Raw genomic sequence first — 26,489 nt, forward strand, 5'->3', positions numbered from 1 at the left:
AAGGTGTTCGACTCCTCGACGGTGATGACGCCTTCCTTGCCCACCTTGTCGAGGGCCTCGGCGATGAGCTCGCCGATGGCGAGGTCGCCGGCGGAGATCGCGGCCGTGGCAGCGATCTGCTCCTTCGTCTCGACGTCGACCGACGCGTTGAGCAGCTGCTCGGTGACCGCCTCGACAGCCTTCTCGATGCCGCGCTTGACGGCGATCGGGTTGGCGCCGGCCGCGACGACGCGCAGACCCTCGCGGACGAGCGCCTGGGCGAGCACGGTCGCGGTGGTGGTGCCGTCACCCGCGACGTCGTCGGTCTTCTTGGCGACCTCCTTGACGAGCTCGGCGCCGATCTTCTCGAACGCGTCCTCGAGCTCGATCTCCTTGGCGATGGAGACACCGTCGTTGGTGATCGTGGGGGCGCCCCACTTCTTGTCCAGGACGACGTTGCGGCCCTTGGGGCCGAGCGTGACCTTCACGGTGTCGGCGAGCTGGTTGAGCCCGCGCTCCATGCTCCGACGAGCTTCCTCGTCGAACGCGATGATCTTGGCCATGGGGACTGATCCTCCGCTGTGGCTGGTGGATGGTCGGCCGGTGCCCGCGACGGACGACGCGCCCCCGCACCGTTCACATCACGGGCGTGGGCGTGCCTCACCTTTCGACCAAGGTTGTCGACCCCGGCTGTCACTCGACAGCCGAGAGTGCTAACCCATTATTGGCACTCTCCTGTCGAGAGTGCAAGACGTTCGCCGTCGGCGCACAACCGCGCCCGACGGCGGCACCCCGGACACGACGAAGGCCGGCGCCCCCGACGCATCGATGCGCCGTCGGGCGCCGGCCCTCGCCGACGCGGTCTGTCTAGATCAGCACGATCAGAGCGGGCGGACCTGCTCCGCCTGCGGGCCCTTCTGGCCCTGGCCGACCTCGAACTCCACCTGCTGACCCTCGTCGAGGGTGCGGTACCCGTCTGCCTGGATCGAGCTGAAGTGGACGAACAGGTCCTGTCCGCCGTCAGCCGGCGTGACGAAGCCGTACCCCTTCTCGGCGTTGAACCACTTGACGGTGCCCTGGGCCATCTACTTCTCCTCATCGTTCTGGCACACGGGGCCGACGCCCCGCAGTGAACAGGAGACTAGTGGCGGAGGTCACTCGAAGGGAAGCATCCGAATCCAGGGTGTCGCGATCTTCGTGGACGGGCCCGGCGTCAGCCCACCGGCTCTACCCGCACGTGCGTGACCAGCGAGATCACTCAGCGATGTCGAGGGCTTCCTTGATGACGACCACGACGTCGCCGCTCGCAAGAGGCTGCTGCGACGTCTGTTCCGCCGGGATCCCCATGATCGCTGCGACGGCTGCTGCCGTCTCCGCACGGCCTTCGGCGTACCAGACCACGTTGGTCGTCTGGCCAGAGTCACCGTCGTAGTTGTTCGCTTCCGTGTTGGTGAAGCCGTACGACGAAAGGGCGTCGGATCCCCGTCCGGCCTCGCCGCTCACGCCGCTGTCGTCGTTCAGCACCCGGACCAAGGCGCTGGTGTCGCCCTCAGCGATCAGCGCGTCGATGTCCACCGCATCGTCCGTCACCTCGTCGCTCGGCTCCTCGGACGGCTCCTCGGTCTCGTCGCCCTCGCCCTCGTCACCCTCGGACCCCTCGTCGCCCGAGCCGTCGGTCGGCTCCTCGCCGGAGCCCTCGCCCTCAGAGCCCTCGCCGCCCTCGGAGCCCTCCGGCGCTGCCGACTGCTCGGAGGCCGCCGGCGGGTTCTCCGTCGGCGTGTCGCCGCCGTCGGACAGGAAGGAGATGACGCCGATCCCCAGACCGGCGAAGACCACGGCGACGAGCAGGAACGGCCAGACCGAGCTCCACCCGCTCCGGGGCTCGCGGTGGACTCCCACCGGCGCTCCCTCGGGACCGCGGACGTCGAACTCGTCGGGCGGGTACGGGTACTGGCTCTTTGTCACGCCGGACAGGGTAGCGGTTCCCCGCCCCGGGACCTACAGCCGTTGTTCAGCATCGCGCCACCGCAGGTCAGCCGTTCGTCCCGTCGAGTCGCCGGGCGGTGCGCGCCCGCTGGCGCGTGGCCCGCATCCGGCGCAGCCGCTTCACGAGCATCGGGTCGTGCTCGAGCGCGGCCGGGGTGTCGATCAGGGCGTTGAGCACCTGGTAGTACCGCGTGGCCGACATGTCGAAGAGCTCGCGCACGGCCTGCTCCTTCGATCCGGCGTACTTCCACCACTGCTTCTCGAAGGCGAGGATCTCGCGATCCCGGTCGGTCAGCGCACCGGGTTCGGTGACCGACGACGGGGCCTCCGTCGTGGTGTCGATGTCCTGGACCAGCATCTCGCTCATAGCGGCCAGTATGGGGCACCTCGGACGCCGTCCCGGGCATCCTGGGCCGCGCGTCGCGAGTGCGCTAGCGTCTCGTGCGTGGACTCTCCGACGACGACGCGACCCGCCCTGGACACCGTGATGGCAGCCGACTGGGCTGCCGCACTCGCCGACGTCGAGCCGCAGGTCCACGCGATGGGGGACTTCCTGCGCGCCGAGGTCGCGGCCGGGCGCACCTACCTGCCGGCGCCGGGCGACGTCTTCGCCGCGTTCCGCCGTCCGCTCGCGGACGTCCGGGTGCTGGTGGTGGGGCAGGACCCGTACCCGACGCCCGGCCACCCCATGGGCCTGTCGTTCTCGGTCCAGCCGCACGTCCGGCCGGTCCCCAAGTCTCTGGCGAACATCTACACGGAGCTGGCGGACGACGTCGGCGCTCCCCCGCCGTCGTCGGGCGACCTGAGCCCGTGGGCCGACCAGGGCGTGATGATGCTGAACCGGGTGCTCACGGTGCGGCCGGGGGAACCGGCGTCGCACCGCGGCAAGGGCTGGGAGCAGGTCACCGAGGCCGCGATCAAGACGCTGGTGGCGCGGGGCGGGCCGCTGGTCGCGATCCTGTGGGGTCGTGACGCCGCGTCGCTCAAGCCGTGGCTGGGCGCCACGCCCACGGTGGAGTCCGCGCACCCGAGCCCGCTGGCGGCCTACCGCGGGTTCTTCGGGTCCAAGCCGTTCTCGCGCGTCAACGCGCTGCTGGAGCAGCAGGGGGCCGCACCCGTGGACTGGCGTCTGCCCTGAGCGACGGGTGCAAGATGGGGGACGTGAACTCGCCCTCCTCCACCCCGCCCTGGTCCCGCTACGTCGCGATCGGCGACTCGTTCTCCGAAGGCCTGTGGGACCCGTACCCGCACGCGGACGGCACGCCCGTGGCGGCCGGTACCGCGTCCGACGGCGTCCTGCGCGGCTGGGCGGACCGGCTCGCCGACCATCTGGCCGAGCGCCGCGGTGATGCCCCGTTCGAGTACGGCAATCTCGCGATCAGAGGGCGCAAGCTCCGCCAGATCATCGCCGAGCAGGTCCCTCGAGCGCTGGCCATGGAGCCGGACCTGGTGTCGCTGGTCGGTGGCGGCAACGACATCCTGCGTCCGCAGGCGGACGTGCACGGGCTCTCGGGGGCGCTCGAGCAGGCGGTCGCCGAGATCCGCTCGACGGGGGCCGACGTCCTGCTCGGGACCGGCTTCCGCACCGGCGGCGCGCTGAACTGGATGCAGGGCCGCGTCGGCATCTACAACGCGAACATCTGGTCGATCGCGCAGCGCCACGGGGCGTTCGTGCTGGACACCTGGGGTCTGGGGAGCCTGCGTGACTGGCGCATGTGGTCCGACGACCGCATCCACCTCACCGACGAGGGGCACCGCCGCGTGTCGAACGCCGCGCTCGTGGGCCTGGGGCTCGAGCCGGACGACCCGGCGTTCGACGTCCCGCTGGACGTCGCGCCCCCGGTGCGGTTCTACCGGAAGCTGCAGGCGGACGCGCAGTGGGCGCGGGTGCACGTGGCCCCCTGGGTCCGACGGCGGATCACCGGCACGTCGAGCGGTGACGGCCGGCTGGCCAAGTGGGCCGAACCGTCGATCTGGCCGCCGTCCGGGCGCTGACCACTGTGTTGTGGGCGCGATTTCTGGGCTGGATATCGGCCTGAAAGGGACGAATCGGGCCAGAAATCGCGCCCACAACAGAACGGTGGAGCCGCCTGTCGGATTCGAACCGACGACCTTCCGTTTACAAGACGGGAGCTCTACCAGCTGAGCTAAGGCGGCGGGAGCGGGGACCAGCCTACCGCGCGGCGGTCGGCCGGCCCCCGCGAGAGGGTCAGCCCTCCGCGGCCTCCTCCTCGGCCGGCTCCTCCTCGGCCGCGGGCTCGCCGCCCTGCACGGCCGTCAGCAGGCCACCGGGCTGGCTCCAGCCCTCGAAGCGCTCACCGTCGACCAGGATCGTCGGCGTACCGAAGCCTCCGTTGGCGTTCATCAGCGACTCGTCGGCGGTCGCATCGTTCGTCAGCGAGTACACGTACTGGCCGAAGGTCGCGCGGGCGGTGCCGTCGGCGATGCCCGCGGCGACGTCCGCCGGCGCGCCGGCGCCCTCCGCCAGGTCGGCGATCGCCTCGTCGTCGAGGCCGGGGGTGCCCTCCTCCGGCTGGTTCGCGAACAGCGCCTCGTTGAAGGCGAAGAACGCCTCCGGCGCGCGGTCGGCCACCCAGTAGGCCGCCGAGGCCGCGCGGGTGGAGTACTCGGTGTTGTTGGAGGCCCGGTCCAGGATCGACACGGGGTGGAAGACGACGGTGGCGTCGCCGGACGTGACCATCGTCTCGACGTCGGCGCCGTTGACCTGCTCGAACTGGCCGCAGACCGGGCACATGTAGTCGAGGTACTCGTCGACCACGGGTGCACCCTCGTTCTCGGTGCCGGCGACCAGGTCGGCACCCACGGGGATGCCGCCCGACTCGAGCGCCGTGGACGGCACGTCGGTGACCTCGGCCAGCGGGATGTCCTCGACGTTCTTCTTGGCGCCCTCGTTGATGAGGATGAACGCCGCCACGGCGACCAGTGCGGCGATCGCGAGGCCGAGGCCACCGAAGACCAGGATCCGGTTGCGCCGGTCGCGCTGCACCTGCTTCTGCTGCCGCGCGAGCGCTTCCTGGCGCGCCTCCTCGCGGAGCTGGGCCTTGTTCTTGTTCGACATCTCGGTACAGGTCCTTCGGGTCGTCGTGGGTTCCGGGCGGCAGATCCGCGCGTCAGCCTACCTGCGGCCGGACGTCGGCCCGCGAGAACCTAGCGCGAGGACCTGGGAGACACCTGGGAGGCCGTCAGAAGAACGACGGCGGGCCGTCCATGGGCCACCACTCGACCGGGTGCGAGAGCTGTGCGTACAGGATCCACGACCCGACCAGGCACACCGCCACGACGACGGCCGCGCCGAGCAGCCCGGGCGCGAGGTTGGCCAGGATCGTCCGTGCGCCGTCGCGCGCCGTGCGCCCGGCCGGCCCGAACCAGGTCGCCAGCACCGCCGACACCATCGAGCCGGCCAGCACGAGACCGAAGACGACCGGGGCGTTCCGCCCGCCGACCGACCGGGAGGCGACGTCCTCCAGCGGCACGACGATGAGGTTGCCGTCCCCGAACAGCCAGTAGCCGCCCATGACCGCGAGCAGCCCGACGCAGCCGCCGACCAGCGCCGCCGGCACGACGCCGATCGCGCCGATCGCGGCGTGGTACGGCAGGAGCAGGCCCGCCACGAGCCCGTCGGAGCGGTGCACGCCCTTGCGTTCGCGCCGCTCGTGGAAGCGGTGGCCCGAGACGCCGACGATCCGGCACAGCACAGTGACGCCGCAGAACACGCCGAACGTGATCAGCGGGTAGAAGGCAGCCAGCACGACGAACGGCAGACCGAGCGCCAGCACGGTCCCCCACCGGCGTCCGTGCACAGGGGCCGTGTACGGACCGGCGGGCTGCTCCGGCTCCGGGTCCGGCGTCACGTCGGCCAGCTCGTCGTAGCTGCGGTACCGCACGTCCCCGACCGGCAGGACCTGGGTGCCGCCGTCCTGCGCCATCGCCCGCTCACGCTCGTCCGCCGACATCACCTGCCCGGCGTCCTGCGGGTCCGGCGGCGGCGGTACGGGAGGCCCGACGACGGCGGTCTCGTCACCCGCGGGCACCCCCACGGACCGGGCCGCCCCGTGGCCCACGACGTCGCCGTCGGGCTCCCGGTCCGGTGCCGTGCCGCCGTCGTCCCCGGACTCGCCGGAGACCGCGGTGTCGTCCCCCTGGTGGGCCATCGCCCCTGCTGCGCCCGCGAGCGCCGCCGTCGCCGCACCGGCGGCGACCACGATGCGCTGGGTGGCGTGCGGGTCCTCCGGGACGCCGACGACGTCGCTCGTCCCCTCCTCGAGGTCTCGGCGGACGGCGCGCACCACGTCGGTGGGACCCCAACGGCGTGCGGGGTCGGCGTGCAGCGCGCCCGCGAGCGCCCGGCCGGTACGGGCGGGGACGCCGACGAGGTCGGCCCGGCCCTCCCGCGACCGGCGCAGCACCAGGTCGGTGGGCCGCACGCCGAAGGGTGACCGGCCCGTGGCGGCGAAGGCGAGCAGCGCGGCCCAGCTCCACCAGTCGGTCTCGGGCACGGGGTCGCCGCCGTCGAGGAGCTCGGGCGCGATGTACCCCGGGGTGCCCATCACGAACCCGGTCATGGTGGTGCGGGCGTCCTCGGGGCTCTGCGCGATCCCGAAGTCGATGAGCGACGGGCCGTCGCCGGTGACCATCACGTTGGAGGGCTTGAGGTCGCGGTGCACCACCCCGGCGGCGTGCACGGACTCCAGGGCGTCGGCGAGCTGGTCCGCCAGGGAGAAGAGGTCGGCGACGTCGAGGGGGCCGCGCGCGTCGACCTCTTCCTCGAGCGTGAGCCCCTCGATGAGCTCGGTGACGACGAACGCGTGGGGCCCCTCGAACTCTGCGTCGAGCACCTGGGCGACGGCCGGGTGCCGCAGACGCTGCAGCGCCGCGACCTCGCGCCGCAGACGCTGCCGGCCGGCGGGGTTGGCGTCCACGTGCGCGTGCAGCACCTTGAGGGCGACGCGCTGCCCGCCGCCGTCGACCGCCTCGTAGACGGCGCCCATCGCCCCGCGGCCCAGCAGGGACACGACGGAGTAGCCGCCGACGTCGGCCCCGACGGGCAGCGTCCCGTCGGCTCCGGACACCGGGGCGCCCGCCGTCATCACCTGCGACTCGTCGCCCTCTCCCATGGGCCACACCGTAGCGCCGGGGTGGGGGTCCGCGCGCTCGCACGGGCCCGGCGAGCCCGTCTCCCTGCCGTGACCGAGCAGGCGGCAGACCTGGTCGGTAAGGTGCCCGGTGGGAGTCTGGCTACCCTGTCAAGAAAGAGCAGGATGCCACCAATCTTGGGAGAGAACACCTTTGAAAGGTCAAGGATCGGCAAACGGCTCCGACGGATCCGGAGGCTACGACCTGGTCGTCGTGGCGAACCGGCTCCCGGTCGACTTCTCCGTGGACGCGGACGGCGAGGTGGACTGGCAGCGGTCCCCCGGAGGACTGGTCTCGGCGCTCGAGCCGGTCATGCAGGAGAACGACGGCGCCTGGGTCGGCTGGTCCGGCGCACCGGACCTCGCGCACGAGCCCTTCGAGGCAGATGGCATGATGCTGGTCCCGGTCACGCTCTCCGCGAGCGAGATCCGCAAGTACTACGAGGGGTTCTCCAACGACACCCTGTGGCCGCTGTACCACGACGTGATCGCGCCGCCCACCTACCACCGGCAGTGGTGGGAGGCCTACCGGCGCGTCAACCAGCGGTTCGCGGACGCCGCGGCCGCGCAGGCGGCCCACGGGGGCGTCGTGTGGGTGCACGACTACCAGCTGCAGCTCGTGCCGAAGATCCTGCGCGACCTCCGACCCGACCTGCGCATCGGGTTCTTCGACCACATCCCCTTCCCCCCGGTCGAGCTGTTCCAGCAGCTCCCGTGGCGCCGGAGCATCCTCGAGGGCCTGCTCGGCGCCGACCTCGTCGGTTTCCAGCGCGGCGGGGACGCCTCCAACTTCGTCCGCGCGGTGCGACGCCTCACGGACCACCCGACCCGCGGCTCGGTCGTCTCCATGGACTCCGACGACGGCTCCCCCGGCCGGCGGGTGCGCGCGGCGGCCTTCCCGATCTCCATCGACACCGCCAAGTTCGACGAGCTGGCCCGCAGCCCCGAGGTCCAGGCCCGCGCCAAGGAGGTCCGCGCCGACCTGGGCGACCCGGACGTCGTCATGCTCGGCGTCGACCGCCTCGACTACACCAAGGGCATCCGCCACCGGATCAAGGCCTACGGCGAGATCCTCCAGGACGGCCGCATCGAGGCCGCCAACACCACGCTGGTCCAGGTCGCCAGCCCGTCACGCGAGAACGTCGGCGCTTACCAGGAGCTCCGCGAGCACGTCGAGAGCCTCGTGGGACGCCTCAACGGCGAGTTCGGCGAGATCGGGCACTCCGCGATCCACTACCTGCACCACTCCTACCCGCCGGAGGAGATGGCGGCCCTCTACCTCGCGGCGGACGTCATGCTCGTGACCTCCCTGCGCGACGGCATGAACCTCGTCGCCAAGGAGTACATCGCGGCCCGCTCCGACCTGGGCGGCGTGCTCGTCCTGTCCGAGTTCACCGGCGCGGCCGACGAGCTCGCCCCCGGGCCGCTGCTCGTCAACCCGCACGACATCGACGGCATGAAGGACATCATCGTCACCGCCGCCCACATGGACCCCAAGGAGAAGCGCCGCCGCATGCGCCGCCTGCGCCGCAAGGTCATGGGCGACGACGTCGCGAAGTGGTCGAAGTCGTTCCTCGGCGTCCTGACGGCCATGCCGACCCGGGACACGCATGTCTGACCCGATCGACACCCCCCTCGTCGCCGCGCTGGAACGGCTCGTGGCCGACGACGGCGCCGCGGTGCTCGTCGCCCTCGACTTCGACGGGGTGCTCGCCCCGCTCGTGGACGACCCGACGGCGTCCCGCATGACGCCGGCGACCCGCGCCGCCGTGGACCGGCTGGGGGCGCACGTGCGCGAGGCCTCCGGTGCGGCTGGGGCGGCGGGTCGTGCCCGGATCGCCTTCGTCTCGGGGCGCGACCTCGACGACCTGGCGCTGCGCTCCCTCCCGCCCGCCGGCACGTACCTCGTGGGCAGCCACGGGGCGCAGACCGGCCACGCGACCGCCGACGGGATCGACGCCGTCCCGCTCGAGCTCACGCCTGAGCAGACCGACGTCCTGGCCGAGCTGACGGCCGCGCTGGACTCCGCCGTCGTCGGCCGCGAAGGGGCGTGGGTGCAGCGCAAGCCGAGCGCCGCCGTCCTGCACACGCGCACGGCCGGGCCCGCCGACTCGGCCGCTGCCGTCGAGGCGGCCGACGCCGCAGCAGCACGTCTCGGGCTGGACGCCATGCACGGCAAGGATGTGGTCGAGATCGCCGTCCTGCACACGTCCAAGGGCGAGGCGCTGGAGCGGCTGCGCACCGTCGTCGCGCACGACGTCGGCGCCCCGGCCACGCGTGTCCTGTACGCGGGCGACGACACCACCGACGAGAAGGCCTTCGCCGTGCTCGGTGCGGGCGACGTCACCCTCAAGGTCGGCTCGGGCGAGACCCTCGCCGAGCACCGCGTCGCCGACAGCGACGGCGTCGCCGCGGTCCTGGACCGGATCACCGACCTCCTCGCGGTGTGACGCACGGCCCTGCAGGGACGTGACCAGCGACATGGCGTGATCCCGGTCACGGCCATGTACGATCAGTCAGCGCGAGGCCGCCGGAACGGTCCGGTATGCGCGCGCAGGACAACAGAATGTGTCACCGCTGACACGCCAGTCGTGAACGCAAGACACCCGACCACAACGGATCGTCCGGCACGTACCTGCCGGTGGAGGGAATCACCATGGCTTCGGTCACCTACGACCACGCGACGCGGATCTACCCGGGCTCTGAGCGCCCGGCCGTGGACCAGCTCAACCTCGAGGTGGAGGACGGCGAGTTCCTCGTCCTCGTCGGCCCCTCGGGCTGCGGAAAGTCGACCTCGCTGCGCATGCTGGCGGGCCTCGAGGACGTCAACGGCGGGCACATCTACATCGGTGACCGCGACGTCACCGACGTGCAGCCCAAGGACCGTGACATCGCGATGGTCTTCCAGAACTACGCGCTCTACCCGCACATGTCGGTGGCCGACAACATGGGCTTCGCCCTGAAGATCGCGGGCACGCCGAAGGCCGAGATCCGCCAGCGCGTCGAAGAGGCCGCCAAGATCCTCGACCTCACCGAGTACCTCGACCGCAAGCCGAAGGCGCTCTCCGGTGGTCAGCGTCAGCGTGTGGCCATGGGCCGTGCCATCGTGCGTCAGCCGCAGGTGTTCCTCATGGACGAGCCGCTGTCGAACCTCGACGCCAAGCTCCGTGTCCAGACGCGTACGCAGATCGCGTCCCTGCAGCGCCGCCTCGGCGTCACGACGGTCTACGTCACGCACGACCAGACCGAGGCCCTCACGATGGGTGACCGCATCGCGGTCCTCAAGGACGGTCTGCTGCAGCAGGTCGGTACCCCGCGCGAGATGTACGACACCCCGGCGAACGTGTTCGTCGCGGGCTTCATCGGCTCCCCGGCGATGAACGTCGGCACGTTCGACGTCAAGGACGGCAAGGCCGTCGTCGGCCACGCCTCCGTGCCGCTCGACCGCGAGGCCGTCAGCCAGCTCACGGACGCCGACGGCGGCAAGATCACCGTCGGGTTCCGTCCCGAGGCGCTGGAGATCGTCTCCGCCGGCACCCCGGACGCCCTCCAGGTCGAGGTCAACCTCGTCGAGGAGCTCGGTTCGGACGCGTTCGTCTACGGCTCGCTCAAGAGCGAGGGCGCGGCCGGCGAGCTGCACTCCGGCAACTCCGACCAGGTCATCGTGCGCATCGACCCGCGCGACGTCCCGATGAAGGGTGACACCATCCACGTCACCATCGAGCCGGGCAAGTCGCACGTGTTCTCCCCCGCGACGGGCGCGCGACTCTGAGCGACGCCTGAGCAGCAGCACCGCGGCGGGGCGGGTCCGGCATCGACCGGACCCGCCCCGCCGTCGTCTACGCTGACACCCGATGGAACAGCTGCAGATCACCTCGGCGACGCCGAACTCGGCGCTGCTCGACCTGCCCTGGCGGCAGCCCCTCGCCGAGTGGCCGGCCGACGTGCTGGCCGCCCTGCCCCGCGGCATCTCCCGGCACGTGGTGCGGTTCGTGCGCCTCGACGGCCGTGTGCTCGCGATCAAGGAGATCAGCGAGTCGATCGCCTTCCGCGAGTACGAGATGCTGCGCCAGCTGCGCAAGCTCGACGTCCCCGCCGTGACACCCGTCGGCGTGGTCACGGGCCGCCGGTCCGACACGGGCGAACCTCTCGAGGCCGCCCTCGTGACCGAGCACCTGGCGTTCTCTCTGCCGTACCGTTCCGTGTTCAGCCAGGCCCTGCGCGACGAGACCGCGAACCGGCTGATCGACGCCCTCGCGGTGCTCCTCGTGCGACTGCACCTGACCGGGTTCTTCTGGGGCGACGTGTCGTTGTCCAACACGCTGTTCCGGCGCGACGCGGAACAGTTCGCGGCGTACCTCGTCGACGCCGAGACGGGAGCCCTGCACCGCGAGCTCACCCGGGGGCAGCGGGAGTACGACCTCGACCTCGCGCGGACCAACATCATCGGCGAGCTGATGGACCTCGCCGCGGGCGAGCTGCTCGACGAGGAGGTCGACGAGATCGCCATCGGCGACTCGCTGGTCGAGCGCTACACCGAGCTGTGGCAGGCGCTCACCGGCGTCGAGGCCTTCCACGCCGACGAGCGCTGGCGGGTCGCCGCCCGCATCGAGAGGCTCAACGAGCTCGGCTTCGACGTGGGCGAGCTGTCGATCACCACGGACATCGGCGGCACCACGGTGCAGATCCAGCCCCAGGTGGTGGATGCGGGGCACCACTCGCGGCGGCTGCTCAAGCTCACCGGCCTGGACGTTCAGGACAACCAGGCTCGCCGGCTGCTCAACGACCTCGACTCCTATCAGGCGGCGACCGAGCGGCAGGACGACGACGAGCAGCTCGTGGCACACGACTGGCTGCAGAACGTCTTCCGGCCGACCATCCGTGCGGTGCCCCGCGAGCTGCGACGCAAGCTCGAGCCCGCGCAGCTGTACCACGAGATCCTCGACCACCGGTGGTACATCTCCGAGCAGGCGCAGCGCGACGTGCCGATGCCCGAGACGGTCGCGTCGTACGTCGAGAACGTGCTCCAGCACCGCCCCGACGAGAAGGCCATCCTCGGGCTCGCCCCCGGAGAGACGCCCGAGCACGGCCCCGAGTCGGACTACTTCCACTACGCATCGTCCGACGGCTGACCCCGGCCGAGGTAGGGCCGCGCTCGCCGAGGTAGTACGGACCTTGCCGAGGTAGTACCGGGTTTCGCGAGGTAGTAGGGCTGGGGCCGAGGTAGTACCGGTTCGGCCGAGGTAGTAGCGCTCGCGCCGAGGTAGTGCCCGACGGCGCGAGGTAGCGCCCGGGCGCAAACGCTCAAGCCGGGTGTCGGGTGCCGTGCACGGTCGTCAATCCCGAAGTGGAGGGCGCCCAGCGCCCGTGAACGCGACCGTGCACGGCGCCCGACACCCGGCGGAACCCGACCGGGCCAACTACCTCGTCACGCGACCCACTACCTCGGCGCGCGTCCCACTACCTCGCGCAATCCGGTACTACCTCGGCGTCAGGCGGTGGCCGCGGCCCGGGCCTGCGCCACCTCGTACAGTGTGATCCCCGCGGCCACGCCCGCGTTGAGCGACTCCACCGACGACGCGATGGGGATCGACGCCACCGCGTCGCAGGTCTCGCGGACCAGGCGCGAGAGCCCCTTGCCCTCCGAGCCCACCACGATCACCAGCGGGTCCGTCGCGAAGGCCAGGTCCCGGATCTCGGTGTCGCCGCCGGCGTCGAGCCCGACGACGAACAGGCCCGCCTTCTTCAGGTCGGTCAGCGTCCGCGCCAGGTTGGTCTCCTTCGCGACCGGCACGCGGGCCGCGGCCCCGGCCGAGACCTTCCAGGCCGACGCCGTGACGGAGGCCGAGCGCCGGGAGGGCACCACTACGCCGTGCGCGCCGAACGCGCCCGCCGACCGCAGCACGGCCCCGAGGTTGCGCGGGTCGGTGACCGAGTCGAGCGCCACGATGAGCGGCGGCTCCCCGGCGTCGGCGGCGGCATCGAGCAGGTCCTCGACGTCCTTGTACTCGTACGGCGGCACCTCGAGCGCCACGCCCTGGTGCACGGAACCCTCGGTGAGCTGGTCCAGCGCCCCGCGCGACGACTCGAGCAGCCGCGCCCCCCGCATCGAGGCGAGCTCGATGATCTCGCGGGTGCGGTCGTCGTGGTCGATGCGCTCGGCGATGTGCACGGCCGTGACGGGAGCCTGCGTGCGCAGCGCCTCGAGCACGGCGTTGCGGCCGGCCACCACCTCCGCGCCACCGGTCGCCTTGCGCGTGCCGCGGGAGACGCCCTTGCGTGCGCCCTGCGCCTTCTGCGACTCCTGCCGCTTCTCCGCGGCGACCTTCTTCTTGTGCGCCGGGTGGTAGGTGCGGTCCTCGGCCCGCGGCGTCGGCCCCTTGCCCTGGAGCGCCTTGCGGCTGTGGCCGCCGGTACCGACCTGTGCGCCCTTCTTGGTGCTGCCCTTGCGCTTCGCGCCGGGACGCTGCGAGTTGCCCGCCATCAGCTGTTCTCCTCCGTGGTGGACAACGCCCAGCGGGCACCGTCCGGTGAGTCCTGCACGACGACGCCCGCCGCCGCGAGGCGGTCCCGGATCGCGTCGCTGGTGGCCCAGTCCTTCGCGGCTCGGGCTGCGGCACGCGCCTCGAGCTCCGCGCGCACAACGGCGTCGAGCGCGTCGGCCACCTTGGTGTCGGCTTCCGCGGCCCAGTGCGGGTCGGCGGGGTCGAGGCCGAGCACGTCCAGCATCCCCCGCAGCGTCACCAGCGCCAGGCGAGCGCCGTCGTCGTCCCCTGCGGCCAGGGCGCTGTTGCCGGAGCGCAACGTCTCGTGCACGACGGCGAGCGCGGCCGGGACGTTGAGATCGTCGTCCAACGCTGCCTCGAAGGCCGGCGGCAGCGCCGACGTGGCGACCTCTGTGCGGAACACGTCACCGACGCGCTCGGAGGCGCGTGCCACGAAGCCGACGAGCCGCTCCCAGGTGTGACGCGCCTCGTCGAGCGTGTCCGGCCCCCACTCGAGCATCGAGCGGTACTGGACCGCCGCGAGGGCGTAGCGCACGACCGGAGCGGGCGCCTTGGCGAGCACCTCGCCGATGAGCAGCCCGTTGCCGAGCGACTTGCTCATCTTCACGCCCTGCTGGGTCACCCAGGCCGAGTGCATCCACCGGTCGGCGAACCCGTAGCCCGCGGCTCGGGACTGGGCCTGCTCGTTCTCGTGGTGCGGGAACCGCAGGTCGAGACCGCCGCCGTGGATGTCGAAGGACTCGCCCAGGTACCGGCGCGCCATCGCGGAGCACTCGAGGTGCCAGCCCGGCCGGCCGCGCCCGAACGGCGTGTCCCAGGCCGCGGTCGCCGGCTCCCCGGGCCGCGACGCCTTCCACAGCGCGAAGTCGTGGGGGTCGCGCTTCTCCGTCGCGACGGCGTCGTCCGTGGACTCGGGGTTGAGGTCCTCGAGCCGCTGCGTGGTCAGCTCGCCGTAGGCGGGCCAGGAGCGGACGTCGAACCAGACGTTGCCGGGCCCGGTGGTGTACGAGTGCCCCGACTCGACGAGTCGCTCCATCAGGTCGATCATCTGCGGCACGTGGCCGGTGGCGCGCGGCTCGTAGGTGGGCGGCAGGACGCCCAGGGCGTCGTACGCGGCGGTGAACTCCCGCTCGTACGTGGCGGCGTGCGCCCACCACTCGACCCCGGCCGCGGCCGCCTTGGTCAGGATCTTGTCGTCGATGTCGGTGACGTTGCGGATCAACGTCACGTCCAAACCCTTGCGCTGCAGCCAGCGGCGCAGCACGTCGAACGCGACGGCGGGGCGCAGGTGGCCGACGTGCGGCGACGACTGGACGGTCGCGCCGCACAGGTAGATGCCGACCTTGCCAGGGGTTCGAGGGACGAGCTCGCGCACGGTGCGCGTGGCGGTGTCATACAGGTGCAAGGTCACCGGTCCAGGGTACCGGCCTGGTCGCCGCTCCTCGGAGCCGGGCGGCGTGGACCCTCAGCCGAAGGTGCGACCCTCGCCACGGTAGGTCGGCACCGTCCCGACCACCTCGTCGCCGCGCACCAGGTGCACGGCGGCGAACCGCTCCATCAGCTCGCCCGCCTTGGCGTGACGGAACCACACCCGGTCCCCCACGTCCAGAGGACGCCCACCCCGCAGCCGCAACGGCGTCTGCACCTCGCCGGCGGCCTCCTGCCGGGTCAGCGCCCAACCGGGAGTGACCGGCCGCGGCAGGCGGGACCGGCCCGCGGGGCCGGAGGCGATGTACCCGCCGCCGAACGCCGTCGCCCACCCGGGCCCCGGGTTCCGCACGACGTCGAGCCCGAAGAAGGCGGACGGCCGCTGCGTCACGGAGCGCATCGCGTCGAACGTGCCGGGGACGAACAGCCCGGACCCCGAGGTCACCTCGGTCACCCCGGTCCCGGCCGCGGACGTCTCGAGGGAGCCCGTACCACCGGCGTTGACCAGCTCGACGTCGTGCCCGACGGCGGCACGCACCGCCGCGAGGATGCCGCGGCGCCGCTGGTCGACGTCCGGCACGGAGAGCGCCTTGACCACCCGGACCGCCGGGGTGTCGGGCACGCCGGCGACCTGCGCCTCGTAGAACATCAGGCCCCGCAGGCGCAGACCCTCGGTGCCGGCCACCTCGACCGCCAGCGCGGCGACCTGCTCCGGGCTGCGCAGCGGCGACCGCCGGGTGCCCAGGTGGAGCTGAAGGGGACCCCACCCGACCCGCAGCGAGGAGTCCACGTCGAGGCACACCGCGACGTCCGGCAGCGCGGGCTCTCCGGCTGCTGCGTCCCGTCCGGCGAGCGCGGTCCGCACGAGCGCGAGCTGCGCGACGTCGTCGACCATGAGGGTGATCTCGCGGCGTGCGACCGGGTCGCCGGCGAGCCGGGCGAGCGCTCCGGCGTCGACCGTCGGGTAGCCGAGGAGAACGTCGCGCACGCCGGTGCCCACCAGCCACATGGCCTCGTCCAGCGAGAAGGCCATGACGCCCGCGAACCCGGCCCCCAGTGCCCGCTCGATCAGCGAGCGCACCCGCACCGACTTGGCGGCCACGCGGACCGGGGTGCCGCCGGCCCGGCTGAGCAGGCTCGCCGCGTTGGCGTCGAACACGTCGAGGTCGACGACGGCGAGCGGCGCGGGCAGGCCGTCCGTGGCCCTGGTCAGCCGCTCGGTCTCGCCCATGCACGCACGGTACACCGGCGGCCCGGCGTGGCAGAGTGTTCGCCGTGACGTTCACCACCTGGGGGCGGACCTTCACCGCCGAACCGGCACAGCGTGCGACGCCCCGCGACGAGCCGGCGCTGCGCGCCATGGTGGCCCGCGCGGCGGCCGACGGCCTGCGGGTGCGCGCCGTCGGGGCCGGGCACTCGTTCACCGACGCGGCCGTGACGGACGGGCTGCTGCTCAGCCTGGACCACCTGCGTGGCCTGGAGTCGATGCAGCGGCTGCCCTCGGGAGGTGCGCTCGTGACCGTGGGAGCGGGCACCCGGCTGCACGAGCTCAACGCGATCCTCGCCTCGCACGGCCTGGCGATGCGCAACCTGGGCGACATCGACCGACAGTCGGTCGCCGGCGCGATCTCGACCGGTACGCACGGCACGGGCGCCCGGCTCGGCGGGCTGGCCACCCAGGTTCGCGGCCTGCGACTCGTGCACGCCGACGGCACCGTGCGCACCGTGACCGACGACGACCCCGCCGGCTCGCCCGAGCGGGTGCTCTTCGAGGTGGCCCGGCTCGGTCTCGGCACGGTGGGCGTGCTCGCCGCTGTCACCCTCGAGGTGGTACCGGCCTACCTGCTCCGCTCGACGGAGACGGTACGGCCGTGGCGCGAGGTCGTGGAGGGCTACGACGAGCTCGTGGCGCAGCACCAACGGGTCGACGCCTACTGGTTCCCCGGCACGGACCGCATGCTCACGTGGTGCAACGACCCCCTGGACCGTGACGAGGCTGCCGCGCACGCCGAGCGTCAGGAGGGCCTCGCCGGCACGGTGCGGTGTCTGGGCGCAGGGGCGCGCACCATCCTCGACGAGGAGGTGCTGGCCAACGGTGCCCTCGGGGTCGCCATGCGGCTGGCGGCCGCGGCCCCCCGCTGGGTCCCACGGATCAACCGGGTGAGCGCGGCCGCGCTCGGCGACCGCACGTACGTGGCGCCGTCGGACCGCGTGCTGGTGACACGGCGGCGGGTGCGCTTCGCGGAGATGGAGTACGCCGTGCCCCGGGAGGCCCTGCGTGAGGTGCTGACCGATCTCGCGGCCTGGCTGCGGACGTCCGGCGAACCGGTGCCGTTCCCCGTGGAGGTGCGCTGCGCGGCGGCGGACGACGTGTGGCTCTCGACGGCGCGCGGCCGGGAGACGGCGTACGTGGCCGTGCACCAGTACCACCGCATGCCGCGCGAGCGGTACTTCGCCGCGGCGGAGGAGATCTTCGTGGCCGCGGGTGGGCGACCGCACTGGGGCAAGCTGCACACCCGTACCGCCGACGACCTGGCCGAGCACTACCCGCTCGACGACGTCGCGAGCGTCCGTGCCGTCGTCGACCCCGCCGGAACGTTCCGCAACGCGTACACGGACCGGGTCCTCGGCGCTCCCTGAGCGTCAGGGGCGACCCTCGGCGTCGTGGGAGGCGACCAGTGCCGTCGCGACCGCCGCGACGCCCTCGCCGCGACCGGTGAGCCCGAGCCCGTCGGACGTCGTCGCGCTCAGCGACACCGGTGCGCCGGCAGCCTCCGACAGCGCCGCCTCCGCCTCCGACCGGCGCGGCCCGACCTTCGGCCGGTTCCCGATCACCTGGACGGCGACGTTGCCGATCTCGAAGCCCGCGGCACGCACCCGGCGCGCGGCCTCCGCGAGCAGGGCCGCACCGCTCGCCCCGGCCCACTCGGGCTCGCTGGTACCGAAGTGCGACCCGAGGTCGCCGATGCCCGCCGCGGAGAACAGCGCGTCGGCTGCCGCGTGCGCCGCGACGTCCGCGTCCGAGTGACCCGCCAGCCCACGCTCCCCCGGCCAGTGCAGACCGCCCAACCACAGCTCACGGTCCGAACCCTCGGGGGCGAACGCGTGGACGTCGACGCCGACGCCGGTCCGCGGCAGGGCGCTCATCGTTCCTCCAGCAGGATGGTGGCGACGGCGAGGTCGCGTTCCGTGGTGATCTTGAGCGCCGCGGCGTCGCCGGCGACGACGTGCACGGGCTCACCGAGCGCCTCGACCAGCCCCGCGTCGTCCGTGGCGGCCAGGTGCTCGGCGGCTGCCCGGGAGGCGCCCTCGGCGTGCGCCCGGACCAGCAGGTCGTGGTCGAAGCCCTGCGGCGTCTGCACGGCACGCAGCACGCTGCGGTCCGGGGTCTCGACGACTCGCTCGACCACGGGCGCACCGGAGGCGGAGCGTCCGGCCGGGGCGCCGTCGTCGGGCGCCACCCGCTTGATCGTGTCCGTGACCGGCAGGCCGGGGACGACGGCGGGATGCCCGCTGCGCACGGCCGCCACGACGCGCCGGACGAGCGCGGGCGGGGTGAACGGCCGGGCGGCGTCGTGCACGAGGACGACGTCCGTGCCCGGGACCGCCTGGGCGAGCCCGGCGGCGACGGACGCCTGACGCGTCACGCCGCCGTCGACCACGTGCAGCTCGAGATCGAGCGGGCCGACGGCGGCACGCATCTCCGCGCTGCGACCCGGCGGCGCGGTGATGACGAGGACGTCCACCACGCCGGAGCCCGCCAGCGCCCGGGCGGCGTGCGTGATCATCGGCAGGCCGCCGACCTCGACCAGCGCCTTGGGGACGTCCCGCCCGAGCCGCGTGCCGGAGCCGGCCGCGGTGAGGATCGCGAGCGTCGTCAGGAGGCGAGCACCTCGTCGATGATGGCGCCCGCCTTCTCCTCGTCGACGCCCTCGGCGAGGGCGACCTCGGACTCGAGGATCTGACGAGCCTTGGCGAGCATGCGCTTCTCGCCGGCGCTCAGCCCACGGTCCGCGTCACGGCGCGAGAGGTCGCGCACGACCTCGCCGACCTTGATCACGTCGCCGGACGCGAGCTTCTCGAGGTTCGCCTTGTACCGCCGTGACCAGTTGGTCGGCTCCTCGGTGTACGGGGCGCGCAGCACGTCGAAGACCCTGTCGAGGCCTTCCTGGTCGACCACGTCGCGCACGCCGACGAGGTCGACGTTCTCGGCCGGGACCTCGATCGTCAGGTCGCCCTGGGCGACCTTGAGCTTGAGGTACATCTTCTCTTCACCACGGATCTTGCGCGTCTTGACCTCTTCGATCAGCGCGGCGCCGTGATGCGGGTAGACAACCGTCTCGCCTACTGTGAACGTCATCTGTAGATGTCCCCTTTCCCAGTAGGTGAGTCTATCACGGGAAAGGGCTCGCTCTGCGTGCCCGGAGGCGTTCACGCCGTGGCTCGCGACAGCATCGCCGCAGGTCAGAGCGTTGCCGGGAACCTCGGTGGATGTAGGTCGGCGAACCGCACTAGGATAGCGCCGGGCGCTCTGCGTCCTCCCATCCAGTGACACAACGCGTGCACAAGACCCGCTGTCGGCACGCACGCTCCAGCCGAAGGAGAGCACGTGGCCCGCTCCGCCCGTCCTGCCCGAACCACCCTCGCCGTCGCGGGCGCCGCCGTCGGAGCGCTGCTGCTGGGGGCGTGCGCACCGATCACCACGCAGCTCGCCTACTCGCCCTCGGACGGCAGCCGTGTCGACTTCGAGGACGCCGACGTGCGCGGTCTCAACCTGATGGTCGTGTCCGCTGCCGAGGGTGAGCAGGGCAGGGTGCTGGGCGCTCTCGCCAACGAGTCCTCCGAGGACGTCGAGTTCGTCCTGACCACCCCCGGCTCCGGCCCGGTGAGCGTCCCCGTGCCCGCGAACGGGACGGTCTACCTCGGCACCGAGGACGGCGAGCAGGTCATGCTCGGCTCCGTGGCGGCGATCCCCGGCGCGAACCTCGAGGCGTCGCTCTCCGCCGCCGGCGCGACGGAGGACTTCTACCTGCCCGTCCTCGACGGCACGCTCCCGGAGTACGCCGAGTACCTCCCCTGACCCCCGAGGTAGTAGCGGCGCCGAGGTAGTAGCGGCGCCGTCGAGGTAGTAGGAAGAGGCCCCTCCCGCTCGAGCGGGAGGGGCCTTCTCGTTGCGACGCGGCGGCCGGCGGTACTGCCTCGGCAGGCGCGGTACTACCCCGCGGTCAGCCGAAGCGGCCGGAGACGTAGTCCTCGGTCGACTTCTCGGCCGGCGACGAGAAGATCGTCGACGTGTCGTCCATCTCGATCAGCTTGCCCGGCTTGCCGGTGCCGGCGATGTTGAAGAATGCCGTCCGGTCGCTCACGCGCGCCGCCTGCTGCATGTTGTGCGTGACGATCACGATCGTGTAGTCGTTCTTCAGCTCGCCGATCAGGTCCTCGATCGCGATGGTCGAGATCGGGTCGAGGGCCGAGCAGGGCTCGTCCATGAGGAGCACCTGCGGCTTCACGGCGATGGCCCGAGCGATGCACAGCCGCTGCTGCTGCCCGCCGGAGAGTCCGGACCCCGGCTTCTCGAGGCGGTCCTTCACCTCGTTCCACAGGTTGGCGCCGTGCAGCGAGGACTCGACCAGGTCGTCGGCGTCGGCCTTGGAGATCCGCTTGTTGTTGAGCTTGACGCCCGCCAGCACGTTGTCGCGGATCGACATCGTGGGAAACGGGTTGGGTCGCTGGAACACCATGCCCACGTTGCGGCGCACCGCGACCGGGTCGACGTCCGACCCGTAGAGGTCGACGCCCTCGAGCTGGACGCTGCCCTCGACGCGCGCACCAGGAATCACCTCGTGCATCCGGTTGAGCGTGCGCAGGTACGTCGACTTGCCGCAGCCGGACGGGCCGATGAGGGCCGTCACCGACTCGGGCTCGATCGTCATCGCGACGTCCTGCACGGCGAGGAAGTCGCCGTAGTAGATGTTGAGATCCTTGACATCGATGCGCTGTGCCATCGTTATTTCCTTCTTCTGAGCTGCGTCTGGTCGGCGGGTCTGCGCGTCAGCGCAGCTTCGGGGAGAACCAACGGTTCACCAGTCGGCCGACGATGTTGAGGACCAGGACGATCGCGATGAGCACGAGTGCGGAGCCCCACGCGTTCTGGAACGCGATGTCCGCCACGCACGACGCCGACTCGCCGGACGGGCAGGGCGCGTAGCCCTGGTGGTACTGCCGGTAGCTGAAGACGGGCAGCGTCATCATGCGGCCGTCGAACGGGTTCATGTTGATCGAGTCGGTGACGCCCACGGTGACGAGCAGCGGGGCCGTCTCGCCGATGACGCGGGCGACGGCGAGCAGCACGCCCGTGGTCAGGCCCGCGATCGAGGTGCGGAGCACCACCTTGACGATCGTCAACCACTTCGGCACGCCCAGCGCGTAGGAGGCCTCGCGCAGCTCGTTCGGGACGAGCTTGAGCATCTCCTCGCAGGAGCGCACCACCACCGGGATCATGAGCACGGAGAGCGCGATGGCGCCCATGAAGCCCATCTGGGCGCTCGGGCCGAGGAAGAGGGCGAAGAGCGAGAAGGCGAAGAGCCCGGCGACGATCGACGGGATGCCGGTCATGACGTCCACGAAGAACGTGACCGCCTTGGCCAGCCAGCCGCGCCCGTACTCGACGAGGTAGATCGCCGTGAGCACGCCCACCGGTACGGAGATGAGCGCGGCGATCCCGGTGATCACGAGCGTGCCCATGATCGCGTGGTAGATGCCGCCGGTGGGGTCGCCGCCGAAGATGTTGCGCATCGACAGCGACAGGAAGTCGATGCTCATCCGGCCGACGCCCTCGACCGTGACGGTCCACAGGAGCCAGACCAGCGGGACCATCGCCAGGGCGAAGGCGAACCAGATGAGGCTCCGCATGACGAGGTCGGTGCGGCGGCGGCCCGGGTCGGCCGCCGTGAGCAGGGCGCGGGTGCGCTCGGTGGCGTCCGCGGTGTTCGTGGTTCCGGTCGCGACGCTCATCAGTTGGCCCCCGAGAATTCCTTGCGGCGCGCGACGATCCAGCGCGCGGTCATGTTGACGGCCAGCGTGATGACGAACAGGGCGAGGCCGGTCGCGATCAGCGTGTTGATGCCGAGCCCGGTCGACTCCGGGAAGTCTGCGGCGATGTACGCGGCGATCGTCTGGTGCTGCCCCGCGGCGAGGATGTCCAGGCTGTAGGAGAACCCGGGCGAGATGATCATCAGCACAGCCATCGTCTCGCCGAGCGCGCGGCCCAGACCGAGCATGGCCGCGGAGATCACGCCGGACCGCCCGAAGGGCAGGACCGCGGTGCGCACGACCTCCCAGCGGGTGGCGCCGAGGGCGAGCGCCGCCTCCTCGTGCAGCTTGGGCGTCTGGAGGAAGACCTCGCGGGACACCGCGGTGATGATCGGCAGGATCATCACGGCCAGCACCACGCCGACCGTGGCCATCGCTCGCCCGGTCGTGGACGCCTGGCCGCCGTACAGCGGGATCCAGCTCAGGTTCTCGTTCAGCCACAGCCAGACCGGCGTCAGCACGGGGGCCAGCACGAGGAAGCCCCAGAGGCCGTAGACGACCGAGGGGATCGCGGCCAGCAGGTCGACGAGGTAGCCCAGCACCTGCGACAGGCGCCGCGGCGAGTAGTGCGAGATGAACAGCGCGATGCCGATCGCCACCGGGACCGCCAGGCACAGTGCGAGGACCGCGGCCAGGAGCGTGCCGAAGACGAGGGGTCCCACGTACCCCAGGAGGGACGTGTCCTCCGGGTAGCGGGGCACGGCCGACGCGAGCTCGGTGCTGCCCGCCGTGATCGCCGGCCATGCCTGCCACAGCAGGAACAGTGCGACCGCGGCCAGCACGACGAGGATCAGGACGCCGGCGCCGACGGCGATCCAGCGGAAGACGCGGTTGAAGCCGCGGTCGGACGACCGCCGTCGGCGGACCGCGCGGGTGCCCGCTCGAGGCGGGCTGTCGGTGATGCTCACTCGGATTCCTCGCTCATGCTGGGTGCGCTGCTCTCGACTCTGCTCTGGTGCCAGACGGCGGTGCCGGCGGCCGGGCGTCGCGCCTCGGTGGGCGTGGCGCCCGGCCGCCGGCCGGAGCCTGTGGTCGGGTCAGCTCGCGGAGATCGACTCGATGCCGGGCATGATCGCCTGGCGGATCGTGTCGGACAGCGGCGCGGAACCGGCGGCGTCGGAGGCGGCCTGCTGGCCCTCCTCGCTGGCGAGGTAGGTCAGGAAGCCCTTGACCAGCTCGGCGGTCTCCGCGTCGTCGTAGGACGTGCAGGCGAGGGAGTACGACACGAGCACGATCGGGTAGGTGCCCGGGATGTCGCGCTCCAGGTCGATCGAGTAGACGTACTCGCTGGTGCCCTCGGTACGCGGCGACTGGGCGACGACCTCGGCGGCGGCCTCGGCCGAGTACGGCACGAACTCGTCGCCGACACCGACCGCGACGGTGCCCAGGTCGGCGACCTGGGAGGCGTCGGCGTAGGTGATGGTGCCGTCACCGGCCTGGGCGGCGCCGACGACCCCGGAGGTGCCCTGCGCGGACTCCTGGCCGTCGATCGGCCAGACACCGGACGGCTCGGTCGTCCAGATGTCGGGTGCGACCGTGTAGAGGTACTCCTCGAAGTTCTCCGTCGTGCCCGACTCGTCGGAGCGGTGCACCACGGTGATCGCCGTGCCGGGGAGCTCGGCGTCCGGGTTGTCCGCGGCGATCGCCTCGTCGTCCCAGGTGGTGATCTCGCCGAGGAAGATGTTGGCGATCGTCTCGGGCTGCATGTTCAGCGAGTCGACGCCCTCGAGGTTGAAGGCCACCGCCACAGGGCTGACGTAGCCGGGGAACTCGATGACCCCGTCCGGGCCGCACTGAGCCTCGGCGGCGGCGAGCTCCTCGTCGTCCAGCGCGGCGTCCGAGCCGGCGAACTTGTAGGAGCCGTCACCGAACCCGGTGCGCCCGCCGCCCGAACCGACCGGGTCGTAGTTCACGGTGGCGTCCGGGTTCGCCTGCTGGAAGCCGGCGCGCCAGGCGTTCATCGCGGCCTCCTGCGACGAGGCACCGCCGCCCGAGAGCTCGCCGGAGAGCGAGGCCGTCGCGTCGCCGGTCTCCGTCGACTCCGCGCCGTCGCCGCCCGAGGCGGTGTCCGCAGGCTCGGGGTCCGAGCCGCACGCGGCGAGGCTCAGGGCGAGCACGCCGACGGCGACGGCAGATCCTGCACGAGTGAATCGGCTGAGGTTCACGAGTCGTCCATCCTTCACGCATGTGGTGGCACCGGCGGCCGCCGGCGTTCGGATGGAACGCTAAGGAGGCCAGATGACCCGGTGACCAGGAGCAGGTGAACGACTCATGAACAGCCGAGGGCCTGTTGGCGAGACCGCCTCTCAGGACTCGTCGGCCAGCTTGTACCCCAGCCCGCGCACCGTGAGGAGGAGGGCCGGCGACCCGGGGTCGGCCTCGATCTTGGAGCGGATGCGCTTGACGTGGACGTCGAGCGTCTTCGTGTCGCCGACGTAGTCGGCGCCCCACACCCGGTCGATGAGCTGCCCGCGGGTCAGCACGCGACCGGCGTTGCGCAGCAGCAGCTCGAGCAGGTCGAACTCCTTGAGGGGCAGCGAGACCGCCTCCCCGCCCACGGCCACCGTGTGCCGCTCCACGTCCATGCGCACCGGGCCGACCTCGAGGACCGACTCGCCGTCGTCGTCGTGACCGTTGGCGCCGCTGTCGGCACCGGCCGCCCCACGCCGCCGCATGACCGCACGCATGCGCGCCAGCAGCTCGCGGAACGAGTACGGCTTGGTGACGTAGTCGTCCGCGCCGAGCTCCAGGCCCACGACCTTGTCGATCTCCGAGTCCTTGGCGGTGAGCATGATGATCGGCACGTCTCCTCGCTGCCGCAGCTCCCGGCACACCTCCGTGCCGCTGAGGCCGGGGAGCATCAGGTCGAGCAGCACGAGGTCCGCGCCGCCGTCGTCGAACCGGTCCAGCGCGTCGTTGCCGTTCGACGTCGCCACGACCTCGTAGCCCTCGCGGGTCAGCTGGTACGTCAGCGGGTCGCGGTAGGACTCCTCGTCCTCGACCACCAGGATGCGCGTCACGCGCCTACCTCCTCGTTCGTCGGGCCTTCCGGCCCGTGCTCATGGTCACCGCCGCGCCCCGCCCTCGGGGGCACGTGCGAAGCGTGGGTCACGTCGTCGGTCGCGTCTGCCGGGCTCGCCGTCGACCCGGGCGGCTCGCCGGCCGGGAGGTCCGCGGCAGGAATCCGCAAGGTGAAGGTCGACCCCTTGCCCGGCTCGGACCACACGCGCACGTCCCCGCCGTGGTCGGCGGCGACGTGCTTGACGATGCTCAGCCCGAGGCCCGTGCCGCCCGTGTCCCGCGAACGCGCCGGGTCGACGCGGTAGAAGCGTTCGAAGACCCGCTCCTGCACCTCCGCGGAGATGCCGATGCCCTGGTCGACGACGTCGATCTCGACCAGGCCGCCGCGCTCGTGCACGCCGACGCCCACGCGGGTGTTCTCCCCCGAGTAGGACACGGCGTTGTCGAGCAGGTTGCGCACCGCCGTCACGAGCAGGTTGTGGTCACCGAAGACGACGCAGTCCACCGAGCCGCCCACCGTGATGGTGATGTTCTTGCCCTGCGCCGTGGTGCGGGCCCGGTCGACGGCCTCGTCGACGACGTCGCGCACCGGGACGGGGCGGACCTGCTGCAGCGCTCCCGCCACCTGGAGGCGCGAGAGCTCGATGATCTCGTGCACCAGGGCGGACAGCCGGTGCGCCTCGGACTGCATCCGCTCGGTGAACCGGCGCACGGCCACGGGGTCGTCAGCGGCGTCCTGCACGGTCTCCGCGAGCAGCGCGAGCGCGCCCACCGGCGTCTTCAGCTCGTGGGAGACGTTGACGACGAAGTCCCGACGGATGGCCTCGACGCGCCGCGCCTCGGTGCGGTCCTCGGCCAGGACGAGGAGGTTGTCGAGCCCCAGCGCCGCGACCCGCACCTGCAGCAGCACCGTGCCGGAGCCGATCGGGCCGCGCGGCAGCTCCAGCTCCTCCTCGCGGATGACGCCGTCGCGGCGCACCTCCCGCACCATGTCGACGATCGCCGGGTGCACCAGCGCGTCGTTGCGCACGATGCCGAGCGCATACGCGGGCGGGGACGCCCGGATCACCTCGTCGTCGTCGCCGAGCACCACGGCGGCGGAGCGCAGCACCGACAGCACCCGCACGAGACCGCTGTCGAGCTCCGACGTCCCGGCGTCCGCGTCACGGCGCTGGATGCGGTCCGAGAAGCGGAAGGCGAGGGCAGCGACCAGCCCGACGACGACGCCGAGCACGCCGGCGACGACGGCGGTCGCACCCTGGATGATTCCCTCCACGCCCTCAGCCTAGGTCGCGCCGGAGCCCTCGCCGTGCCAGGGCGCCGT

General features: G+C 72.0%; 26 protein-coding genes and 1 tRNA gene. 8 read left to right on the plus strand and 19 right to left on the minus strand.

Translation table 11 applies throughout. The features are described 5' to 3' along the window. The 4 genes from ACWAT2_RS14855 to ACWAT2_RS14870 all read right to left on the minus strand — a co-directional run. Nucleotides 1-542: TCP-1/cpn60 chaperonin family protein (locus ACWAT2_RS14855; protein WP_480049075.1), on the minus strand; the 542-nt coding region annotated here is incomplete at its 3' end. A 318-nt stretch (nucleotides 543-860) separates the two neighbouring features. Further along, the gene (cspE, locus tag ACWAT2_RS14860) at nucleotides 861-1,064 is read right to left on the minus strand and encodes a transcription antiterminator/RNA stability regulator CspE (protein ID WP_106266085.1); all 204 of its coding nucleotides are present in this window, start codon (nucleotides 1,062-1,064) and stop codon (nucleotides 861-863) included. Between the two features lie 169 nt (nucleotides 1,065-1,233). Beyond that, nucleotides 1,234-1,944 carry a LytR C-terminal domain-containing protein gene (locus ACWAT2_RS14865; protein WP_402374219.1) on the minus strand — a complete coding sequence of 237 codons (711 nt, stop codon included), beginning with the start codon at nucleotides 1,942-1,944 and terminating at the stop codon, nucleotides 1,234-1,236. Between the two features lie 67 nt (nucleotides 1,945-2,011). Next, nucleotides 2,012-2,323 carry a DUF3263 domain-containing protein gene (locus ACWAT2_RS14870; RefSeq protein ID WP_402374533.1) on the minus strand — a complete coding sequence of 104 codons (312 nt, stop codon included), beginning with the start codon at nucleotides 2,321-2,323 and terminating at the stop codon, nucleotides 2,012-2,014. Between the two features lie 87 nt (nucleotides 2,324-2,410). Here ACWAT2_RS14870 and ACWAT2_RS14875 point away from each other — a divergent pair, with 87 nt between their 5' ends. Beyond that, nucleotides 2,411-3,103, plus strand: a complete 693-nt coding sequence (locus ACWAT2_RS14875; protein WP_402374217.1) for a uracil-DNA glycosylase — start codon at nucleotides 2,411-2,413, stop codon at nucleotides 3,101-3,103. A 14-nt stretch (nucleotides 3,104-3,117) separates the two neighbouring features. Beyond that, a complete protein-coding gene (locus ACWAT2_RS14880; RefSeq protein WP_402374215.1) occupies nucleotides 3,118-3,960 on the plus strand; it encodes an SGNH/GDSL hydrolase family protein in 843 nt (280 codons plus the stop codon). A gap of 86 nt (nucleotides 3,961-4,046) precedes the next feature. On the opposite strand, the gene ACWAT2_RS14885 is transcribed toward ACWAT2_RS14880, so the two are convergent. From ACWAT2_RS14885 to ACWAT2_RS14895, 3 genes are all read right to left on the minus strand, one after another. Next, a tRNA-Thr gene (locus tag ACWAT2_RS14885) sits at nucleotides 4,047-4,122 on the minus strand. 52 nt (nucleotides 4,123-4,174) lie between these two features. Further along, nucleotides 4,175-5,044 (minus strand): DsbA family protein, encoded by an 870-nt coding sequence (locus tag ACWAT2_RS14890; RefSeq protein ID WP_402374213.1) that lies wholly within the window; start codon nucleotides 5,042-5,044, stop codon nucleotides 4,175-4,177. 124 nt (nucleotides 5,045-5,168) lie between these two features. Beyond that, nucleotides 5,169-7,100 carry a serine/threonine-protein kinase gene (locus ACWAT2_RS14895; protein ID WP_402374211.1) on the minus strand — a complete coding sequence of 644 codons (1,932 nt, stop codon included), beginning with the start codon at nucleotides 7,098-7,100 and terminating at the stop codon, nucleotides 5,169-5,171. A gap of 172 nt (nucleotides 7,101-7,272) precedes the next feature. Between ACWAT2_RS14895 and ACWAT2_RS14900 the strand changes: the two genes are divergently transcribed. The 4 genes from ACWAT2_RS14900 (at nucleotide 7,273) to ACWAT2_RS14915 (ending at nucleotide 12,250) form a co-directional block, all read left to right on the plus strand. Next, complete coding sequence (locus ACWAT2_RS14900; RefSeq protein ID WP_402374209.1) at nucleotides 7,273-8,736, plus strand: alpha,alpha-trehalose-phosphate synthase (UDP-forming); 1,464 nt, start codon at nucleotides 7,273-7,275, stop codon at nucleotides 8,734-8,736. Continuing rightward, nucleotides 8,729-9,568, plus strand: a complete 840-nt coding sequence (gene otsB / locus ACWAT2_RS14905) for a trehalose-phosphatase (protein WP_402374207.1) — start codon at nucleotides 8,729-8,731, stop codon at nucleotides 9,566-9,568. Before ACWAT2_RS14900 ends, otsB begins: the two co-directional genes overlap by 8 nt. 206 nt (nucleotides 9,569-9,774) lie before the next feature. Beyond that, nucleotides 9,775-10,890 (plus strand): ABC transporter ATP-binding protein, encoded by a 1,116-nt coding sequence (locus ACWAT2_RS14910; protein ID WP_402374205.1) that lies wholly within the window; start codon nucleotides 9,775-9,777, stop codon nucleotides 10,888-10,890. An 82-nt stretch (nucleotides 10,891-10,972) separates the two neighbouring features. Continuing rightward, a complete protein-coding gene (locus tag ACWAT2_RS14915) occupies nucleotides 10,973-12,250 on the plus strand; it encodes a DUF4032 domain-containing protein (RefSeq protein ID WP_402374203.1) in 1,278 nt (425 codons plus the stop codon). A gap of 359 nt (nucleotides 12,251-12,609) precedes the next feature. On the opposite strand, the gene rlmB is transcribed toward ACWAT2_RS14915, so the two are convergent. Genes rlmB through ACWAT2_RS14930 form a run of 3 tightly spaced genes read right to left on the minus strand, consistent with a single transcriptional unit; the run spans nucleotide 12,610 to nucleotide 16,283 of the window. Then, nucleotides 12,610-13,602: a 23S rRNA (guanosine(2251)-2'-O)-methyltransferase RlmB gene (rlmB, locus tag ACWAT2_RS14920; RefSeq protein WP_402374202.1), complete on the minus strand. Its 993-nt coding sequence runs from the start codon at nucleotides 13,600-13,602 to the stop codon at nucleotides 12,610-12,612. Further along, a complete protein-coding gene (gene cysS, locus ACWAT2_RS14925; RefSeq protein WP_402374200.1) occupies nucleotides 13,602-15,035 on the minus strand; it encodes a cysteine--tRNA ligase in 1,434 nt (477 codons plus the stop codon). The genes rlmB and cysS overlap by 1 nt, the downstream gene beginning before the upstream one ends. Nucleotides 15,036-15,089: 54 nt before the next feature. Continuing rightward, nucleotides 15,090-16,283: a type III PLP-dependent enzyme domain-containing protein gene (locus ACWAT2_RS14930; protein ID WP_402374198.1), complete on the minus strand. Its 1,194-nt coding sequence runs from the start codon at nucleotides 16,281-16,283 to the stop codon at nucleotides 15,090-15,092. Between the two features lie 44 nt (nucleotides 16,284-16,327). Here ACWAT2_RS14930 and ACWAT2_RS14935 point away from each other — a divergent pair, with 44 nt between their 5' ends. Further along, complete coding sequence (locus ACWAT2_RS14935) at nucleotides 16,328-17,692, plus strand: D-arabinono-1,4-lactone oxidase (protein WP_402374196.1); 1,365 nt, start codon at nucleotides 16,328-16,330, stop codon at nucleotides 17,690-17,692. Between the two features lie 3 nt (nucleotides 17,693-17,695). Here ACWAT2_RS14935 and ispF read toward each other — a convergent pair whose 3' ends face one another. From ispF to ACWAT2_RS14950, 3 genes are read right to left on the minus strand one after another with little or no spacing between them, the layout of a single operon-like run. Next, nucleotides 17,696-18,199, minus strand: a complete 504-nt coding sequence (gene ispF, locus ACWAT2_RS14940; protein WP_402374194.1) for a 2-C-methyl-D-erythritol 2,4-cyclodiphosphate synthase — start codon at nucleotides 18,197-18,199, stop codon at nucleotides 17,696-17,698. Further along, nucleotides 18,196-18,933, minus strand: coding sequence for a 2-C-methyl-D-erythritol 4-phosphate cytidylyltransferase (gene ispD / locus ACWAT2_RS14945; RefSeq protein WP_402374531.1), 738 nt, complete (start codon nucleotides 18,931-18,933; stop codon nucleotides 18,196-18,198). Before ispD ends, ispF begins: the two co-directional genes overlap by 4 nt. Next, on the minus strand, nucleotides 18,930-19,412 hold the full coding sequence (locus ACWAT2_RS14950) for a CarD family transcriptional regulator (protein ID WP_098464588.1): 483 nt from the start codon (nucleotides 19,410-19,412) through the stop codon (nucleotides 18,930-18,932). Before ACWAT2_RS14950 ends, ispD begins: the two co-directional genes overlap by 4 nt. Before the next feature lie 249 nt (nucleotides 19,413-19,661). Between ACWAT2_RS14950 and ACWAT2_RS14955 the strand changes: the two genes are divergently transcribed. Then, complete coding sequence (locus tag ACWAT2_RS14955) at nucleotides 19,662-20,132, plus strand: hypothetical protein (protein ID WP_402374192.1); 471 nt, start codon at nucleotides 19,662-19,664, stop codon at nucleotides 20,130-20,132. Nucleotides 20,133-20,277: 145 nt separating this feature from the next. On the opposite strand, the gene pstB is transcribed toward ACWAT2_RS14955, so the two are convergent. The 6 genes from pstB to ACWAT2_RS14985 all read right to left on the minus strand — a co-directional run bounded on the left by pstB (nucleotide 20,278) and on the right by ACWAT2_RS14985 (nucleotide 26,441). Further along, nucleotides 20,278-21,057: a phosphate ABC transporter ATP-binding protein PstB gene (pstB, locus tag ACWAT2_RS14960; RefSeq protein ID WP_402374190.1), complete on the minus strand. Its 780-nt coding sequence runs from the start codon at nucleotides 21,055-21,057 to the stop codon at nucleotides 20,278-20,280. 46 nt (nucleotides 21,058-21,103) lie between these two features. Continuing rightward, nucleotides 21,104-22,066: a phosphate ABC transporter permease PstA gene (pstA, locus tag ACWAT2_RS14965; RefSeq protein ID WP_402374188.1), complete on the minus strand. Its 963-nt coding sequence runs from the start codon at nucleotides 22,064-22,066 to the stop codon at nucleotides 21,104-21,106. Continuing rightward, nucleotides 22,066-23,052 (minus strand): phosphate ABC transporter permease subunit PstC, encoded by a 987-nt coding sequence (gene pstC, locus ACWAT2_RS14970; protein ID WP_402374186.1) that lies wholly within the window; start codon nucleotides 23,050-23,052, stop codon nucleotides 22,066-22,068. Before pstC ends, pstA begins: the two co-directional genes overlap by 1 nt. A 129-nt stretch (nucleotides 23,053-23,181) precedes the next feature. Beyond that, entirely contained in the window at nucleotides 23,182-24,309 is a 1,128-nt protein-coding gene (pstS, locus tag ACWAT2_RS14975; RefSeq protein ID WP_402374184.1) for a phosphate ABC transporter substrate-binding protein PstS, read from the minus strand. 141 nt (nucleotides 24,310-24,450) lie between these two features. Continuing rightward, nucleotides 24,451-25,164, minus strand: a complete 714-nt coding sequence (locus ACWAT2_RS14980) for a response regulator (RefSeq protein ID WP_402374182.1) — start codon at nucleotides 25,162-25,164, stop codon at nucleotides 24,451-24,453. Beyond that, entirely contained in the window at nucleotides 25,161-26,441 is a 1,281-nt protein-coding gene (locus tag ACWAT2_RS14985; protein ID WP_402374181.1) for a sensor histidine kinase, read from the minus strand. Before ACWAT2_RS14985 ends, ACWAT2_RS14980 begins: the two co-directional genes overlap by 4 nt. Nucleotides 26,442-26,489 lie beyond the last annotated feature (48 nt).

The sequence above is a fragment of the Isoptericola sp. GX10416 genome (genome assembly GCF_056590155.1).

Excerpts from the sequence above, each read along its gene's own strand:
- cspE (WP_106266085.1), bottom strand. The coding sequence starts at position 1,064 with ATGGCCCAGGGCACCGTCAAGTGGTTCAACGCCGAGAAGGGGTACGGC.
- ACWAT2_RS14870 (WP_402374533.1), bottom strand. The coding sequence starts at position 2,323 with ATGCTGGTCCAGGACATCGACACCACGACGGAGGCCCCGTCGTCGGTC.
- ACWAT2_RS14880 (WP_402374215.1), top strand. The coding sequence starts at position 3,118 with ATGGGGGACGTGAACTCGCCCTCCTCCACCCCGCCCTGGTCCCGCTAC.
- ACWAT2_RS14890 (WP_402374213.1), bottom strand. The coding sequence starts at position 5,044 with ATGTCGAACAAGAACAAGGCCCAGCTCCGCGAGGAGGCGCGCCAGGAA.
- ACWAT2_RS14895 (WP_402374211.1), bottom strand. The coding sequence starts at position 7,100 with ATGGGAGAGGGCGACGAGTCGCAGGTGATGACGGCGGGCGCCCCGGTG.
- otsB (WP_402374207.1), top strand. The coding sequence starts at position 8,729 with ATGTCTGACCCGATCGACACCCCCCTCGTCGCCGCGCTGGAACGGCTC.
- ACWAT2_RS14910 (WP_402374205.1), top strand. The coding sequence starts at position 9,775 with ATGGCTTCGGTCACCTACGACCACGCGACGCGGATCTACCCGGGCTCT.
- ACWAT2_RS14915 (WP_402374203.1), top strand. The coding sequence starts at position 10,973 with ATGGAACAGCTGCAGATCACCTCGGCGACGCCGAACTCGGCGCTGCTC.
- rlmB (WP_402374202.1), bottom strand. The coding sequence starts at position 13,602 with ATGGCGGGCAACTCGCAGCGTCCCGGCGCGAAGCGCAAGGGCAGCACC.
- ACWAT2_RS14930 (WP_402374198.1), bottom strand. The coding sequence starts at position 16,283 with ATGGGCGAGACCGAGCGGCTGACCAGGGCCACGGACGGCCTGCCCGCG.
- ispF (WP_402374194.1), bottom strand. The coding sequence starts at position 18,199 with ATGAGCGCCCTGCCGCGGACCGGCGTCGGCGTCGACGTCCACGCGTTC.
- ACWAT2_RS14950 (WP_098464588.1), bottom strand. The coding sequence starts at position 19,412 with ATGACGTTCACAGTAGGCGAGACGGTTGTCTACCCGCATCACGGCGCC.
- pstB (WP_402374190.1), bottom strand. The coding sequence starts at position 21,057 with ATGGCACAGCGCATCGATGTCAAGGATCTCAACATCTACTACGGCGAC.
- pstA (WP_402374188.1), bottom strand. The coding sequence starts at position 22,066 with ATGAGCGTCGCGACCGGAACCACGAACACCGCGGACGCCACCGAGCGC.